The organism is Nocardia sp. NPDC020380 (assembly GCF_044386975.1).
GTDB lineage: Bacteria > Actinomycetota > Actinomycetes > Mycobacteriales > Mycobacteriaceae > Nocardia.
On the sequence record NZ_JBIRVQ010000021.1, the window covers coordinates 95,107 to 112,534 of the forward strand.

Here is a 17,428-nt window from a genome sequence, read left to right on the forward strand (position 1 = left end):
GAACCCTTCACTACTCAGCCCCTTCACGCGCCAGAGAAATCAGATCCGCTATCCCCAACCCATCGATCACGTCGTCATCCGGAGCGGAGGGAGACGAATACCGCTCCGCTGCCGCGGTTTCTGTGGCAACGACGGCGTCTTCGGTATCGATCAGCGCTCCGAGGAGATAGGAGACGATCGCGGCCGGGCGCGGATGGTCGAACACGAGCGTCGAGGGCAGCCTCGAACCGGTCGCCTGGATCAGGCGATTGCGCAGATCGAGGGCGATCAGCGAATCGAACCCGAGTTCCTTGAAAGCCCGATGCAGGTCGATGGATTCGGGATCCGACTGCCCGAGCACGGCCGCAACCTCTCCGCGCACGACGTCGGCCACCAGCCGTTCCCGGTCCTCGGCCACCGGCAGCGCGGCGAGCCGTTGACCCAAATCGAGCGGTGCCGCAGGCGCGGCCAGGACTCGGCGGGCAGGGCGGATCATGCCTCGCCACATCGGGGCCGGGTCCGCCGCACCGCGACGCAGCGCGGTCAGGTCCACGCCCATCGGTACGACCGTGGCCCGTCCCGCACCGAGAGCGGCATCGAACAGGGCCAGCGCCCGGTCATCCGGTATCGGGACCAGACCGCTGCGCGCCATCCGCTGCCGGTCAGCCTCCGACAATCCGCCCGTCATGCCGCTCGCCGCGTCCCACAACCCCCATGCCATCGACACGGCGGGTAAGCCGGAGGCGCGCCGCATCTCCGCGACCCCGTCGAGGAAGGCGTTCGCGGCCGCGTAATTGCCTTGTCCGGCACCGCCGAGCACACCCATCACCGACGAGAACAGCACGAACGCCGAGAGCCCAGCGCCAGCGGTCAACTCGTGTAAATGCCAGGCCGACAACGCCTTCGCCCGGAACACCTCGTCGACATCCTGTGGCGACATGCCAGTGAGCGTTACGTCCCGCAGCACGCCCGCCGCATGCACCACCGCCGACAACGACGGCAGTGCTGCCAGCGCGGCCGCGAGCGCTTCGCGGTCGGACACGTCGCAGGCCACGACCTCGACGTGCGCGCCCAGGCCCTCCAACTCGGCCACCAGCTCCGGCACGCCCGGCGCCGCAGGTCCGCGCCGCGACATCAACACCAGATGCCGGACACCTTTGTGCCGCACCATATGCCGCGCCAGCAGCCCACCCAGCGTCCCCGTGCCACCGGTGATCAGCACCGCGCCGTCGCCCAGTGCGGGTTCGCTCGAATTCGGCTCTGTCGCAACGCGACTCAACCGCGGAATAGACATCTGGCCCGAACGCACCAGTAGTTGATCCTCGGAATCCGACAACCGCAGCAACCCCTGCTCGTCCAGCAGAGTCGCCACTCCGGAGGACTCGACAGCGCCGTCCACGTCGACCAACACGAATCGCCCGGGAAACTCCACCTGCGCCGTCCGCACCAGGCCCCACACGGCCGATCCGACGACGTCCGTCACTTCCGGCCCCACCGCACCGGCGGTCACCACGACCAGCTGGGAACGGTCGAAGCCTTCGGCATTCACCCACCGCTGCAATGCATCCAGCACCTGCCCGACCGCGGCCTGCGCGGCCCCGGCGTCGCGGGCAACCAGCTCACGGCCGAACGTGCGGGTGTCGAGCAGGACCGCGCCGCTGGTTACCTGCGTCGGGGTGGCGTCACCGGCCCATTCCGTCCAGGCGACAGGCGTAATGGTGCCTGATTCCATTGGGACCCAATGCACTTCGTAGAGTTCATGCTCACCCTCGGCCGCCAGCTGCCCGCGCGCGATGGCGCGCATGGTCAAGGTGTCGATCGTCAGGACCGGCGCGCCGTGCTCGTCGGTGATGGTCACCGTCACGGCATCGGCAGAAACCGGTTTGATCCGGACCCGCAACACGGATCCACCGGCGGTATACCGGCGGACACCGGCCCAGGCGAAGGGCAACATGGTGCCTTCATCCGTGATGGGAGACAGCAGCACTGCTTGTACGGCGGCATCCAGCAGCGCAGGATGCACCCCGGCATATTCCCCGGCCGCGGCGGCAGCGGGTAGGTCGACTTCGGCGAACAGTTCGTCCTCGTGCTGCCAGGCGGCGCGTAGTCCCTGGAACGCCGGACCGTACTCGTAGCCGCGTTCCGCCAATCCCGCGTAGACGTCATCCATCGCGACTGCCGCACCGCCAGCCGGTGGCCAGGGCGAGGGATCGGTGTCCGGGCGGGCCGGGTTGTCGGTGCTGAGTGTCCCGCTCGCGTGCCGAGTCCATTCGCTACCGGATCGGTCCTCCACCGCTCGGGAGAAGATGCTGAGCTGTCGCTGGTCTCCCGCGACGTCACCGATCAAAACCTGCACGTCGACCGCACCCTCGGTGGGCAGGATCAGTGGCGCCTGCAGCACGAGTTCTTCGACTGCGCCCCAGCCGATCTCCTGGCCGCCACGCAGGGCGAGCTCGATCAACGCGGCGCCCGGGAGCAGTACAGTGCCGTCGATCGTGTGGTCGGCAAGCCACGGATGTGTCTGCTGCGACAGCCGCCCGGTCAGGACGACCGCAGTGCCGCCGTCCGCGACCTCTATTGCTGCGGTCAGCAGTGGATGCGCCGCCGAGCGCAGTCCCGGATGCGGATCGACCGCGCGAGAGGCTGCTCCTGCGCCGACATCGAGCCAGTACCGCTGCCGCTGAAAGGGATACGTGGGCAGACTGACGATGCGCGCACCCGATCCGGCGAATGCGCCGGTCCAATCGACCGGTGCGCCATGCGCGTACGCGCGCGCCAGACTGGTAAGCAGGCGCTCGCGATCGTCGGCGCCGCGGGTCAGGGTCGGGACGGTCGCGATCGGTACGCGTAGTTCTTCGGCGGTCTCCTCGATCGCGGTGATCAGTACCGGGTGCGGGCTGACTTCGATGAAGAGTTGATGCCCGCCGGTCAGTAGTGCACGGACGGCGTCGTCGAATCGCACGGTGTCGCGCAGATTTCGCCGCCAGTAGTCCGCGTCCATGGCATCGGCGTCGAGCACGGCGCCGGTCACGGTGGAGAAGAAGGGCACGGCCGCCGCTGTGGGATGGACGGAGGCGACGGCCTCGGCGAGGTCGTCGGCCACGATCTTCATCTGCGCGGAATGGAAGGCGAAGTCCGAGGCGGTCTTCCGGGTGCGGATGCCGTCGGCCTCGCAGGCGCGCGTGAATTCGGCGAGTTCGTCCGGATCACCGGCGACGACAACCGAGGAGGGCGCGTTCACTGCGGCGATGTCGAGCCCGTCGGTGAGCCGGTCGCTCACCTCTTCGCGACTCAGTGCCAGCCAGACCATCGCGCCCTGACCGGCCAGCCCGGATTCGGCCAGCAGGCGCCCGCGGGCCGCGATCAGTCGAGCCGCGTCGTGTAGTGAGAGCAGCCCCGCCACGCAGGCCGCGGCGATTTCGCCACGGGAGTGCCCGATCACCGCGGCGGGCTGGACGCCGTAGGACTGCCACATCGCGGCGAGCGACACGCTCACGGCGAACAGCACGGGCTGACCGACATCGACGCGCTCCGGCGAGGGCGCATCGTTCTCGCCGCGAATTACAGCGAGGAGTGACCAGTCAATGTGCTGTGCGAGCGCTTTGGCGCATTCTGACATCTTGTCCGCGAAGGCGGGTGAGATGTCGAGCAGTCGCGCGGCCATACCGGCCCATTGCGAGCCTTCACCGGAGAAGACGAACACCGCACCGTCGGACACGGCTCGCCCGTGCACCACGCCGACACTTGATCGGCCTTCGGCGACCGCCCGCAGACCGTCGAGGAGTTCGTCTCGATCATGGCCGAGCACCACGCTGCGGTGGCTCAACGCGGCTCGCGTCGTTGCCAGCGACCAGCCGACATCCAGCGGATGCAACTCGGCGGCGGCCTTCCCAATGTCCGCGGCCAGCACGGGCAGTGCCGACTCGGTGCCGGCCGACAACACCCAGGGCATCGGTTCGTCGCCGGTGGGCCTAGGCTCCGGCGACGTTGTCTCGATGTCGTTTCCCGGAGATTCGAGGATGACGTGCGCATTGGTCCCGCTGATCCCGAACGATGACACGCCCGCTCGCCGCGGCCGCCCGGAATCCGGCCACGCCTGCGACTCCGACAACAGCTGGACTGCCCCCGACGACCAGTCCACCTGCCGCGAGGGAACATCCGCGTGCAGTGTCCGCGGCAGTACTCCGTGTCGCATGGCCTGCACCATCTTGATCACGCCCGCCACACCCGCGGCCGCCTGTGCGTGCCCGATATTCGATTTCAGCGACCCCAGCCACAAAGGTCGCTCGGCAGGCCGGTCCTGGCCGTAGGTTGCCAGCAAGGCCTGCGCCTCGATCGGGTCACCGAGTCTGGTGCCTGTCCCGTGCGCCTCTACGGCATCGACGTCCGCCGGGGTCAAACAGGCATCGGCCAACGCCGCCTTGATGACTCGCTGTTGTGCCGGACCGTTCGGCGCGGTCAGGCCGTTCGATGCGCCGTCCTGATTGATCGCCGATCCACGCACGATTGCCAGCACCGGCCGTCCCGCGCGTCGCGCCTCCGACAATCGTTGCAGGACAAGTAATCCCACTCCCTCCGACCAGCCGGTCCCGTCGGCGTCCTCGGAGAATGATTTGCACCGCCCGTCCGGCGCCAGACCCTGCTGGCGCGCGAATTCGACGAACATGCCGGGGGTCGACATCACTGTGACGCCACCGGCCAGCGCCAGCGAGCAGTCCCCGCCGCGCAGCGACCGCGCAGCCAGATGCAAGGCCACCAGCGACGACGAGCAAGCCGTATCCACCGTCACCGCAGGACCTTCCAGCCCGAGCACGTACGAGATCCGGCCGGACATGACGCTGGCGGTCGTACCGGTCAATCGCAGACCCTCGGTGTCCCCGATCGGCTCGTGCAGCCGCGGCCCGTATTCCATGGCGGTACCGCCGACATACACGCCGACGCGGCCGCCTCGCAGCCCGTCGGGCCGAATTCCGGCGTGCTCCAAGGCCTCCCAGGCAGTTTCGAGCAGAAGCCGCTGCTGCGGGTCCATGGCAGTGGCCTCGCGCGGGCTGATGCCGAAGAACCCGGCGTCGAAATCCGCCGCAGTGTCGAGGAATCCGCCACGGTTTACCGCGTCGAGCCGGTCGGCCGTGGCCGACGTCCCGAGCTCCCAGCCACGGTCGGTGGGAAATGCCGAGATGGCGTCGACACCCTCGGTGACTGCCTGCCACAACCGATCCGGTGAGTTGATCCCGGATGCCAGCCGGCACGCCATGCTGACGATGACTATTGGATCGTCTTCCTCGACCGCCGGGGACCCCGGCGCGGTGCCGGTCTGCGGAGCGGTCGCGCCGAGGACCCCGGCGGTCGAGGATTGTGGCGCGGTCACCGGCCGCGACGCGGTGGCCCGGCGCAGTTTGCGGCGCAGGTGAGCGATCAGGGCCTCAGGCGTCGGATAGTCGAAAATCACGGTGCCCGAGAGGCGTACGCCCGTTCTGCGGAAGAGAATCTCGCTCAGCTCCGCGCCCATCCGGGAGTCGAGGCCGAGTTCCTTGAAGGTGCTGGCCGTCGAGACAGCGCCGGCCTCATCGTGGCCGAGCACCTCCGCAACCTGTGACCTGACCAACGCGGCGACATCTCCGATCGGCTCCGAAGCCGACTTCTCCGCCTGCAGTTCAACCGCGGCGGCCGTAGGTGTCGATTCGCTGGCTGTGGCCGCTGCCGGGGTGAGCCAGTAGCGGCGGCGTTGGAAGGCATAGGTGGGCAGGTCGACCGGGCATCCGCCCGCGAAAACTGCCTGCGCGTCGATCGCGATGCCGTTCGTGTGTGCCGTCGCGAGCGCCATCAGGAATCCGTCGAGCCCGTCGCGATCATCGCCGGGAACGCTGGCCACACCACCGCTTCCGCCTGCTCGCTGCACGGCCTCACGTAGCCGTTCCGCCAGTACGGGTTCCAGGCCGATCTCGACGAACTCCGCGTGCCCGTTGTGCAGCACGGTCGAGACTGCGGCCGCGAACTCCACTGGCTCACGCAGATTCCGGAACCAGTACTCGCCATCCAGCACCGAGGCTTCGATCCGACCACCGGTGACCGTCGAGTAGAACGGGATCCGCGAACGCAGCGGTGTGATCCCGGCGAAGGCGTCCCGCAATTCGGCGCGTACCTCTTCCACCTGGATGGAGTTGGCCGCGAACCCGACACCGGGCACCCGCCACGAGAGCACCCCGTCGCCGGTCAGCTCGGCGCCGAACTGGTCCAGCGCTTCCGGGTCGCCCGAAACGATCAGCGCCCCTGGCGAATTGACCTCTGCGACCGAGAGCCGTCCCGCCCAGGACATGAGTCGCCGCGACGTCTCGCCGAGCGGTGCGGCTACGCCCAGCATCGCGCCGCGGCCGGTCAGCTGCTGCAAGGCCCGGCTGCCCAGCGCGACGATGCGCGCGCCGTCCTCGAGCGATATCGCGCCCGCCACCACTGCCGCGGCGATCTCGCCTTGACCGTGGCCGACGACGGCGCCGGGCTCGACACCGTAGGAGCGCCACAGCGCTGCCAGCGACACCGTGACGGCGAACAGCACGGGCTGCGCGACATCGACTCGATCCGGCTGCGGCGCATCGGCGTCACCACGGAGGACCGCGGTCAGTGACCAGTCGATGTAGGGGCTGATTGCGTTCTCGCACTCCGCTATTCGCGCCGCGAATGCGGGCGCCTGCTCGAGCAATCGCGCCGCTGCCGCGGTCCATCGCGGCATCCGACCGGGGAAGGCGAAGACCGGTCGCGCAGCCGGTCCCGCGACACCTTCGACGAGACAGGTGTGGATACGGCCTTCGGCCAAGGCCGCCAAGCCCTCGAGCAGCGTGTCACGGTCATGCCCGGCCACTGCGGCGCGATATTCGAAGGCGGTACGTGCGGTGAGTAGTGACCGGCCGATATCGGCCGGTGTCAGCTCCGGGTGTTCTGTCAGATACGCGTAAAGCCGTGAACTTTGGGCCCGCACCGCCTCGTCACTGCGCCCGGACAAGGCCCACAGCACCGGCGCTGCCGGGTCATCAGATCGCGGTTTCGTCTGTGCCGCAACGGTTCCGGTCTCGCGCGGCGCTTCCTCCACGATCAGGTGCGCATTGGTGCCGCCGAGCCCGAAGGCGCTTACCCCGGCCCGGCGGATGTCGCCGTGCGCCGGCCAGGATTCGAGTGTCTGCTGCACGCGCAGGTTGAGCCGCTCCAATGGGATGCCCGGGTTCGGCGTGCGGTAGTTGAGGCTGGCAGGCAGTGCCTGGTTCTCCAGCGAGAGCACGACTTTCAGCAGCCCGGCCACTCCGGCGGCGCTTTCGAGGTGACCGATGTTGGTCTTGACCGACCCGACCCGCAGCGGGCGATCCGCAGGGCGGAACACGCCGATCGCCGCACCGAGCCCGGCCGCCTCGACCGGGTCACCGACCGCGGTGCCGGTCCCATGCAGTTCGACGTAGTGCACATCTGATGCGATGATCCCGGCTCGCCGGTGCGCGAGTTCGATGACCTCGCACTGGATTTCGGCCTCCGGGATGGTGAGCGCGGCGGCGGCCGCGCCGTTGTTGACCGCCGAGCCCGAGATCACGCAGCGCACGCGATCCCCGTCGGCGTGCGCCTGATCGAGGGTCTTCAGCAGTACGAGCGCCCCGCCCTCGCCGCGCACGTACCCGTTGGCCCGCTCGTCGAAGGTGTAGCTGCGCCCGTCCGGCGATAGCGCACCCGCAGCGTCGAGGGCCAGCGTGGTCTCCCCCGCAAGGATGAGGTTGACGCCACCGGCAAGTGCCGCAGTGCATTCGCCCGCGCGCAGGCTCTCGCAGGCCTGGTGGATCGCGACGAGCGCGGACGACTGCCCGGAGTCGACGATCTGGCTGGGCCCGCGCACGCCGAGCAGGTAGGACAGCCGGTTCGCGATCATGCTGCGCAGGGTGCCGGTGGTGGTGTGGGTGGTGATGCCGGCCGCACCCAGGCGGCCGCGCAGCACGGCGTAGTCGTCGAGTGCGGCACCGATGAACACGCCGGTCCGGCTACCGGACACGGCGGCCGGGATGATCCCGGCGTGTTCCATTGCCTCCCAGCCCAATTCGAGGACGAGGCGTTGCTGCGGGTCCATGGCCGCGGCCTCGCGCGGTGAGATTCCGAAGAACCCGGCGTCGAACATGGCCGGGTCGTCGAGGAAGCCTCCCCAGCGTGTCGCCGCGGTGGCGGCGGGGTCCCAGCGGTCGGCCGGGACCTCGGTGATCGCGTCGCGGCCGGCGGCCAGCAGCCGCCAGAACTCGGCTGGGCCATCGGCTCCCGGGAACCGGCACGAGTAGCCGACGACGGCGATGGGAACGATGGAATTCATGAAACCGGTGCCTCGAATTCCTCGGCAATGCCGAGATCGACTTCCTTTTACCTCTGACTAAGACAATCGACGCTTCAACTCCGCTGAAACATGATCATTCCTCATGGCGATATCGTCCCGATAGCGTGCGCCGAGACCGCATGTCGCGGACTTGTAAACCAATGCGTCGCTAGGTACAAAGAGAAAATAGGACGGCCCCTCGCCGCCGTCCATTGCGGACGATGAATTTCCATCAACAAATATGCAGCGGGAGAAATACTATGAGCCTGGGTTATCTATTCGGCGGCGGAGTCGGAAGCGAACCACGCGGTGTCGAGCTGTACCGCGCCTATCCCGGCGTGCAGGCGCTCTACAGTCAGGTCGCGGAGTGGACCGGCCTGACAGTCGGCCAGATCTTGGACGAGGACTTACCGACCCCACCCGAGATAAGACAGAGCGTGGGCACGATCCGAGAGTCGGTCCACGCCATCGCCGTCCACGACGCACTCGCCGAAAAGGGGCTGCGGCCAGCAGTTTTGGGTGGCCTGAGCCTTGGTGGCATGTCGGCTGCCGCCCTGGCCGGCGCGATCGATCGCCGAGCACTGTTCGAGATGCTCGCCCATGCCCGCAACGCCCCGGACCGACCCGCCGACAGCCCCGAACAGGGACTCGCCCTGGCCTTCGAACCGATCGCCGACACCACCGGCCGCTACCGCGGTGCGGACCATCCCGGCGTGTATCTGGCCGGGCAGTTCGGTCCCACCACCGATGGCGCGACCCGAATCCTCATGCTCTCCGGCGAGCGCGCAGCCCTCGAACAGCTCGGCGCGGACCTCCCGCAAGACGCCGTCATCCAGCTCCCGGGCCGCTCGATGGCCATCCACTCCCCCTTGCGCGGCCACTTCCGCACGTTCATGGCGCCCTACATCGATGCCATGCCCTTCACCGATCCGGCCTTGCCGCTGATCTCGTGTCTGGACCGCAAGATCCTGGTGAGCGCGGCCGATGTGCGAGACACCTTCCAGCGCAACCCAACTGCCCCGATCAGCCTGCCCTACCTCTACGACGCCATGAAGGACGAGGGCGTGCGCCTGGGCCTGATCATGGGCGGATCCATCCCCGATGGCGTGCTGCGTTTCCCGTTCCCGGTTGTGCACGTCGACCGGCCCGAACACCTCGAGCAGGCCCTGACCACCGTCTTCGATCTCGGTGTCGACATCTCCCCGCGGGTGACGCGATGACCACCGCCTACGCGCCGCGCGCCGCCGAATGTGACGCCCTGATCCAGGGCTGGCTCGATACCGACCTCGACGACTGGACCCGCCGCGTCATCCGGCGGACCTTCGACCCGCTGTCCGGTGCGCCCTATTGGCTGCGCCGCGCGACCGAGCTGGATTTCGAACCCCGCGACATCACCCGCTATGAGGAGCTCACGGCGTTCGGCCCGTTTCCCCTGGATACCCTGCGTACCCACGACCCGGCCGAACTCGTGCCGCTGGCCGTATCGCGCCCGCTGACCGGCCGTATGTGGGATACCGGCGGCACCACGGGCACCCCTTGCCGTGTCTACTACACCCCCGAGATGCTCATGCATCGCGGCGCTTGGCGTCGATGGTCGTTCGTCACCGAGGGTTTCGAGGCTCATCGCACCTGGTTGCAGGCCACGCCCACCGGGCCGCATCTGATCGGCAACGGCTCCTGGGAGGCAGGTGAGCTGCACGCCGGCCTGGTCTATGGCATCGATATGGACCCGCGCTGGGTGAAACGCCTTATCCGCGAAGGCCGCTTGGTCGAGGCCAATGAATACAGCACCCACCTCGTCGAGCAGATCGCCGATGTCCTGCAGCACGGCCGCGTCGACTACCTCAACACCACTCCCGCGCTGTTGCAGGTGCTCGCACGCCGCTACCCGGACCTGGTGGCGGGCCTGAGCGGTGCCCGCCTCAGCGGCACCCAGGTCACCCCCGATCTCTACCGCGACCTCGTCGCCGCGCTCGACGGCGGAATCTGTGGGCGCAGCTACGGCAATACTTTTGGCAACGGCGCCGGCCTGCCCGCCGAAGCAGACGGCGAACTGCTCCCCTACGCCCCCAACTACCCCCAGGTCACCATGAGTGTCGTCGAACGCGACAACTGGTCGGCGACAGTCCCTTACGGCACATCCGGGCAGGTCCGCCTCACGGTCCTGCACGAGGATCTGTTCCTGCCCAATGTCCTCGAACGTGATCAGGCGCTGCGCTTCGACACCGGCCCGGATTGGCCTGCTGACGGTGTCGCCAATGTCCGTCCGCTGCAGATCACCAGCACCGCACCGGAAGGTCTTTACTGAATCCCAACAATCCGGCACCCATAATTGCGGGCGCGCAATATCGAAAGCGCCTGCGGCATAACGTACTACCGTCGATGTCTGTTATCGACGGTAGTACGTACTCTCTGGTACGGTCGGCGGCACCCCAGGACAACAGATTGAAGGAGTTTTATCAGCAATTGCCGCGCGGTTGCACAGATTCAACCTATTCACTGATATTGCGCCTGCAATGGCCCGGCAATGGCCCGGGACCGCAGGAAATGAATGGTACGTGTAAGGCGGTCCGGAACAGCGGGTGACTGTTCCACGCTGTCCTCGAAGGAGAGTTGTGGAGTTCCTGATGCTCGGCCCGTTGGTTGTTCGCTCGGGGGATCGTGAGGTGGCCGTCTCGGCCCCACGCCAACGGATCGTATTGACAACGCTTTTGCTCAACCCCAACAAGGTCGTATCCGTCGACCGCATCGCACAATTCGTCTGGGATGAACCCTTGCCGCCCAGCGCGGCGGCCACCGTCCGCACCTATGTCATGCGATTGCGGCGCGTGCTCGGTGCATTCGGCGCCGAACGAATCCAGACGGTCGCGCCCGGTTATCGCATCCGCATCGAGGAGAGCGATACCGATCTGGGTAGATTCCTCGCCCATCGGATCGAGGCGAAGCGGCTCGCCGAATCCGGTGATACCGCCGCCGCGGTGCGCGAACTCGATCGCGGGCTCATGTTGTGGCGCAGTGATCCTTTCGTCGATGTGCCGTGCACGCGGCTGCACGATTCGGAGGGAATGCATTTGGCAGAACTGCGATTACAGACCTTGGGCTGGCGCATGGACATGCAGCTCGCGCTGCATCGGCACGCGGAGATCCTCCCGGAACTGCGCAGGGTCGTGCGCGAACAGCCGCTGCACGAGGCCTTCGTCGGGCGGCTCATGCTCGCGCTCTCGCGCGTCGGCCGACAGCCCGAAGCGCTGGGACTGTTCCAGCGCGTTCGTGCCGATCTGATCGGTCAGTTCGGTATGGAACCGGGCCCGGAATTGCGTGAGGTGCAGCGACGCATCCTGCGCGGGGAGGACGAACCGGTCGCCATCGCGGCGACGCCACCTGTCGAGGTTCCGGCGATCGTCGACACCGTCGAGATACCGATGCCGGCCCAATTACCGCCCGCGGTGCGCGATTTCACCGGCCGCATCGCCGAAACCCGCGAGGTGCGTGACCTGCTCATCGACGGGGCCAGGGCCGAACGCCCGGCGTCGGCGGTCATTGTCACCGGTGCCGCCGGGGTCGGTAAGACCAGCCTGCTGCTGCGGGTGGCACACGCGGCCAGCGCCGATTTCCCCGATGGTCAGCTCTACGCCAGCCTCGAGGGCGCACCCGGCTCGCCGGTCGACCCCGCCTGCGTGGCGCTGCACTGCCTGATCGGGCTGGGCTTGTCGCGATCGGCGATTCCCGAGGACGATGCCGACCGGCTGGCGCTCTATCGGTCGGTCGTCGCGCGGCGGCGGATTCTGATCGTGCTCGATGACGTCTGCGACGCCGCGCAGGTGCGGCCCTTGCTGCCCGGCAGTGGCGAGAGCCGGATCCTGGTCGGCAGCCGCAGACGCCTGGCCGGTCTCGACGGGTCCAGCACGGTCGTGTTGCGCTCGCTCGACGAACGCACCGCGGTGGACCTGCTGACCGGCATCCTCGGCCGCGAACGGATCGAGGCCAAACCCGAGGCGGCCCGCGCGATCGTGCACGCCTGCGCCGGACTGCCGCTGGCGTTGCGCATCGCTGGTCTGCGGGCATTGAGCCGCCCGAATCGCAGTCTGTCCGAGACCGCGCAACGGCTTTCGGATCCCCCGCAGGTCCTCGACGAACTGCAGATCGGTGATCTCGCGGTCCGCGCGGCACTGGCGCGGGTGTACGACGCGCTCGGCCGCTGCTCACGCAAGGGCAGTGATCTGTGCAAGGCCTTCCGCTGCCTCAGCATGATCCCCGACCACAACATCGAGGCGCAGACCGTGGCTGTGCTGCTGGAGTGCTCGGTAGGCCATGCCGAGGAACTGCTGGACGACCTGGCCGATGCTCACCTGCTGCAAGCCGCAGGTGGGGGCCACTACACGATGGATCGTCTGACCGCGGCCTTCGCCTGTGAACGCATGTACCAGGAGGAGTTGTCCGGGTCCTACGTCGCGGCATTGCGCCGGCTCGGCCGCAACGGCTACCCGGCCGACCTGCCCGTCGCGCCGCCGGGACCCCTGCCCATCTGACAGCGGTCCCGGCGACGCGCTGGGATCAGCGACCGGCCAACTGCGGAGTGCGGCGAGCTGCTGCGCCGCGATGCGTGACGAGATTGCGTTCCAGCAGTGTCAGAGACGTGCCGACGCCTACCTGGGAGGGATCACTCTCGGGTAGGCGGCCGTCGTTGGCGCGCAGCTCGGTGAGCGCGTCGGTGATTGCGGTGTGCGCCGCGAACAGGCACGGCGTGGAGTAGATCGCCACATTCACACCCAGATCCTCCAGCTCGGTCAGCGACAGCCGCGGTGACAGCCCACCGGCAATCTGGTTGAACAGCAACGGCTTATCCCCGATCACCGAGCGGATCCTGCGGATCCATTCCACGCTGCGCACCCCGTCCACGAGCAGCACATCCGCGTCGGTATCCGACAGGGCCGCCGCGCGATAGAGGATCTCCGATTCCTCGGTGGCATCGGTGCGGGCCACCACGACCATGTCGGTTCTGGTGTCCAGCACCCGGTTCAGCTTGTCGAGGTATTCATCGAAAGGCAGGATCTGCTTTCCGCTGACGTGCCCGCATCGCCGCGGCCGCTGCTGGTCCTCGAGAATGACTCCGGAGGCCCCGATTCGTTCCAGGTGCGTCACGACGTGGCAGGCGACCTCGGTATCGACATAGCCGTCGTCGATGTCGACCAGCAGATGCTGATCAGGGAAGGCCACACGCAGTCGCTGCACGAAGTCCACCATGTCCGGCCACGCGATGAATCCGATATCCGGCAGCCCGTAGTACGAGGCCGCGAATCCGAACCCCGACACGAACATTCCGTCGTACTGCTGTGCTGCCAAGGAAGCGGAGTACATATCGAAAATACCTATGAGGGCGGTGATGTCGTCACTCTGAATCTCGGTGCGAAGCGCTGTGCCGTGGTGCATATGCTCTCCTGAGTTCGTTGGTATGACACGAGATTAGGGTCGCGAAAGTCAGGGACAGGACAGCGCAAGGTAAAAGAAGCATTCACATTTCCCGGCCGCAGCGTTCGAACCGATAGCCGCGACCGCGCACGGCGGTGATATCGAACGGATCATCGGCGTATTCGGCCAGCTTGCGGCGCAAGGCCGAGACGTGCACGTCGAGTGTGCGGGTCGACCCGTACCAGTGCTCGTCCCAGACGCTGGCCATCAGCACGTCGCGGCTGATCACATCACCCGCATGTTCGATGAGCAGCTGCAGCAGATCGAATTCCTTGGGCCGCAAGGATATTTCGACATCACAGACCCAGACGCGCCGAGCCGACGGGTCGACCCGCAGACTGCCTTCCCTGAGCATCCTCGGCCCGTCATCGGCGAAACGGCGCCGGAAATGCGCACGCAGGCGCGCGAGCAGTTCGGTGAGCCGGAACGGCTTGGTGAGGTAGTCGTCGGCGCCGGCATCCAAGGCGACGACGACCTCGATTTCCTGCGTACGAGCGGTCAATACGACAATGACCGTCGAGGGCAGCGCCTGCCGTAGCGACCGGCACAACGCCACGCCGTCACGATCGGGCAGGCCCAGGTCGAGCAGAATCAGATCCGGATGTCGTTGCACCACTGCCGCTTCGGCCTCGGCGGCAGTGCGGACCCAGTCGACGCCATAGCCATGTCCGGTCAGTGCGTCACGGAGTTCACCGCCGATATCCGGATCATCCTCGACGACAAGCAATTGTGCTGATCCCATGATCCGATGATAGGCAGGAGGCCGGTGCGCGTGAAGCGCACTCCCGTTGGGACAACAGCGATTTCGGATGGAGGAGACTGTGATGATCGCGGAGGGGTCGGCTCGGGTGCGGGTGCTGTCATTGCGGGCGCGGGTGCGTGCGTCCATCATCGTGGTGGCGGCGCTGTCGGTCCTGCTGTTCGCGGTTCCGCTGGCGGTGGTCATTCAGCGCATGAACCACACCGAAGCGGTCACCGAATTGCAGCGTGACGCCGTCGGAGTCGCCGCCATGATGCCCGATACGGAATCGCCCGACGCGAGTCCGCTGCAGCTGCCGATCGATCTGCCCGACGATCGCAGTGTCGGGGTGTACTCCACGAACGGGCGTCTGAGCGCGCACAGCGGTCCGGCGGTGTCGTCGCTGGCGGCGTCGGCTATCGACGGTCGCACCCATATCGGGTCGGAGAACGCGGAATTGGCCGTTTCGGCGCCGGTTGTCGTCGGTGGCGCGGTCGTTGCCGTGGTGCGAGTGTCCACCCCGGCTGCTCTCGTCGCGCAGCGGACCCGCAAAGCGTGGATTGCCATGGCGGTACTGGGTGCGCTCGCATTGACCACCGCCGCTCTGCTGGCTCGCTCCGAAGGACAGCGGATCGCCAAACCCCTGGAACGGCTGACGATTTCGGCCCGCGCCCTGGGTGACGGCGATTTCACCATCCACTCCTGCCGTTCCCGTATCGCCGAGGTCGACACGCTCGGCGACGCACTCGAGGCAACAGCGAAACGGTTGGGGGCGCTGATCGAACGCGAGCGTGCCTTCACCACGCAGGTCTCACACCAGTTGCGCACACCACTGACCGCGCTACTTCTGGGTCTCGAGTCCGCGCTCGCCCGTCGCGGCGCCGACCTGCGGAAGGCCGCGGTCACTGCGCTGCGCCGCGGCGAGCAATTGGGTTCCACCATCGAGGATCTGCTGCGACTGGCCCGCGACACCGAGACCCGCGACCGCCCGCCACTGGCCGTCCCGCAGCTCTTCGATGCTGTACGCAACCACTGGCACGCCGCATTCACCGAGCGCGACCGCCCATTCCAGGTCCAGTGCGCCCCTGACCTTCCCGAGGTGGACGCCTCGACGACAGCGATCCGCCACGTCATCGAAGTCCTCGTCGACAACGCACTCGTACACGGCGCCGGCCGCACCCTCGTCGAGGCGCAAGCCGTGGCCGAAGGCCTGCTGATTCAGGTCTCCGACCAAGGCCCCGGACTCAGCGACCCCGACCGGGCATTCGCACCCCGCGATTCACACACCGACGGCACACACCGCATCGGCTTGGCCCTCGCCCGTACCCTCGCCGAAGCCGAAGGCGGACGCCTCGTAGTGCGCCACGCCGCACCCCATCCAACCTTCGGCCTCCTCCTACCGAGCGCGCCCCGCTCCTACACCGCCGACGGCACCATGGCGAGCGTGCGTGTATGGAAATGACCCACAGCCGCAACAACTCCCGTCAGGACCGCAGCCAGCGTCAGGCCCACCCATGTCCCGATATGCACGTGCAGCAGCGCCCCGACACCGGCACCCAACAGAATCGCGACAATAGCGGCCACCCGCCGATTACCCAGTGCGGCCGCCAGCGGTTTCGTCGGCAGTTCCGCGGCGAAAAGCGTAAGCGTGGAAGTCACAACGACAGTCGTCACGTCCTTGACATCGACCTTGCGCGCAACAGCAGCCTGCCCGCCCATCACACCCGCGACCGCCGCGGCCGCAAGCAGTTCGAACAACTCCTTGCCCAGCGGCCGATCCGCCGATACCAGAACCGCACACACCGCGAGAATCACTGCCGCACAACCCAAACAGTAAGTGATCCGCGGACTCCAGCCGGTCTGCTGCCCGCGCAGCACGGTCCCGGCAATCGCCGCGCCGACAACGAAAGCGACCAACGCGACCAACGGTCCGGTCACCGGAAGCTCATCGGCCCCGGCCACACCCATCCCGAGAATCACGATGTTGCCGGTCATATTGCCGACGAACACCCGGCCGAGCCCCAGGAATCCGGCCGCATCGACAACCCCCGTGCTGAAAGTCAGCACAATCAACAGCCACAGATGAACTTTCCCCGCATGCACTTTCGCGAATGATCGGACCATGCCTGCGGATCGTACCGAAGATCTCACCCGCGAGCTGCGAACCCTGTTGCGGTGCTGCAGTTCTCGCAACCCACGATGCCCAGCAGACCTGGCTGGCGTTCTGTGTCAGTGCCGCCAAGGGTGCATGCCGGATGCTTCGAGCAGCGCATGCAGTGCGCGTTGCAAGGCGGCCCGGTCGGTCGGGGCGAGCGGGCCGAGGAGCTCTTCGTCGATGTCGGCGCTCGATGATCGAAGCTCGCCAGCGTCGAGGCCGTCTCCCCCGCGCCTGGGGAAACGGTCGTCGTGTCCGGCGCCGCAGGTGCGGTCGGTGTGGTGGCGGTTCAGCTCGCCCGTCATCGAGGCGCGGCAGTCGTCGGCCTGGCCAGCGAGAACAACCACGGCTGGCTGCGAGCTCACGGCGTCACCCCGGTGACCTACGGCGACGGCCTGTCGGCCCGGATCCGCGCGCTCGGCGGCCGCCTCGACGCATTCATCGATACCTTCGGCGCCGACTACGTCGATCTCGCCCACGAGCTGGGTATACCGGCGAAACGCATCAATACCGTCGTCGACTTTCAAGCCGGGATCGATGGCCGCGCCGGCATCGCCGGCACCAACGATGCCGGAGGGGCGGACGGACTTCGACGCCTCGTCGATCTGGTAGCCGCGGGCGAGCTCGAGATTCCTGTCGCCGCCACCTACCCGCTCGACGATGTCCGCAAGGCCTACCGGCAGCTCGCCGCGCGGCGAACGCACGGAAGAATCGTCTTGCTGCCCTGACGGTTATCCAACGTGCGCCATGACCG

The 17,428-nt window shown here is 67.3% G+C and carries 10 protein-coding genes; 5 read left to right on the plus strand and 5 right to left on the minus strand.

The features are described from left to right. Positions 1-10: 10 nt before the first annotated feature. Positions 11-8,311 (minus strand): type I polyketide synthase, encoded by an 8,301-nt coding sequence (locus tag ACH438_RS41035; RefSeq protein WP_397015691.1) that lies wholly within the window; start codon positions 8,309-8,311, stop codon positions 11-13. A 260-nt stretch (positions 8,312-8,571) separates the two neighbouring features. Between ACH438_RS41035 and ACH438_RS41040 the strand changes: the two genes are divergently transcribed. The 3 genes from ACH438_RS41040 (at position 8,572) to ACH438_RS41050 (ending at position 12,840) form a co-directional block, all read left to right on the plus strand. Beyond that, the gene (locus tag ACH438_RS41040; RefSeq protein WP_397015693.1) at positions 8,572-9,531 is read left to right on the plus strand and encodes an ACP S-malonyltransferase; all 960 of its coding nucleotides are present in this window, start codon (positions 8,572-8,574) and stop codon (positions 9,529-9,531) included. Then, entirely contained in the window at positions 9,528-10,619 is a 1,092-nt protein-coding gene (locus tag ACH438_RS41045; RefSeq protein ID WP_397015695.1) for a hypothetical protein, read from the plus strand. Before ACH438_RS41040 ends, ACH438_RS41045 begins: the two co-directional genes overlap by 4 nt. A gap of 319 nt (positions 10,620-10,938) precedes the next feature. After that, positions 10,939-12,840 carry a BTAD domain-containing putative transcriptional regulator gene (locus ACH438_RS41050; RefSeq protein ID WP_397015737.1) on the plus strand — a complete coding sequence of 634 codons (1,902 nt, stop codon included), beginning with the start codon at positions 10,939-10,941 and terminating at the stop codon, positions 12,838-12,840. Positions 12,841-12,865: 25 nt separating this feature from the next. On the opposite strand, the gene ACH438_RS41055 is transcribed toward ACH438_RS41050, so the two are convergent. Continuing rightward, positions 12,866-13,741: an oxaloacetate decarboxylase gene (locus ACH438_RS41055; RefSeq protein WP_397015697.1), complete on the minus strand. Its 876-nt coding sequence runs from the start codon at positions 13,739-13,741 to the stop codon at positions 12,866-12,868. 82 nt (positions 13,742-13,823) lie between these two features. Next, on the minus strand, positions 13,824-14,522 hold the full coding sequence (locus tag ACH438_RS41060) for a response regulator transcription factor (protein WP_397015699.1): 699 nt from the start codon (positions 14,520-14,522) through the stop codon (positions 13,824-13,826). Positions 14,523-14,604: 82 nt separating this feature from the next. On the opposite strand from ACH438_RS41060, the gene ACH438_RS41065 reads away from it, so the two are divergent. After that, a complete protein-coding gene (locus ACH438_RS41065) occupies positions 14,605-15,981 on the plus strand; it encodes a histidine kinase dimerization/phospho-acceptor domain-containing protein (protein ID WP_397015701.1) in 1,377 nt (458 codons plus the stop codon). Here ACH438_RS41065 and ACH438_RS41070 read toward each other — a convergent pair. Both ACH438_RS41070 and ACH438_RS41075 read right to left on the minus strand, forming a co-directional pair. Beyond that, the gene (locus ACH438_RS41070) at positions 15,936-16,643 is read right to left on the minus strand and encodes a YoaK family protein (protein WP_397015703.1); all 708 of its coding nucleotides are present in this window, start codon (positions 16,641-16,643) and stop codon (positions 15,936-15,938) included. The genes ACH438_RS41065 and ACH438_RS41070 overlap by 46 nt on opposite strands. Before the next feature lie 105 nt (positions 16,644-16,748). Continuing rightward, the gene (locus tag ACH438_RS41075) at positions 16,749-17,039 is read right to left on the minus strand and encodes a hypothetical protein (RefSeq protein ID WP_397015705.1); all 291 of its coding nucleotides are present in this window, start codon (positions 17,037-17,039) and stop codon (positions 16,749-16,751) included. A 12-nt stretch (positions 17,040-17,051) separates the two neighbouring features. Between ACH438_RS41075 and ACH438_RS41080 the strand changes: the two genes are divergently transcribed. Next, a complete protein-coding gene (locus ACH438_RS41080) occupies positions 17,052-17,402 on the plus strand; it encodes a zinc-binding dehydrogenase (RefSeq protein WP_397015707.1) in 351 nt (116 codons plus the stop codon). Positions 17,403-17,428: the final 26 nt, after the last annotated feature.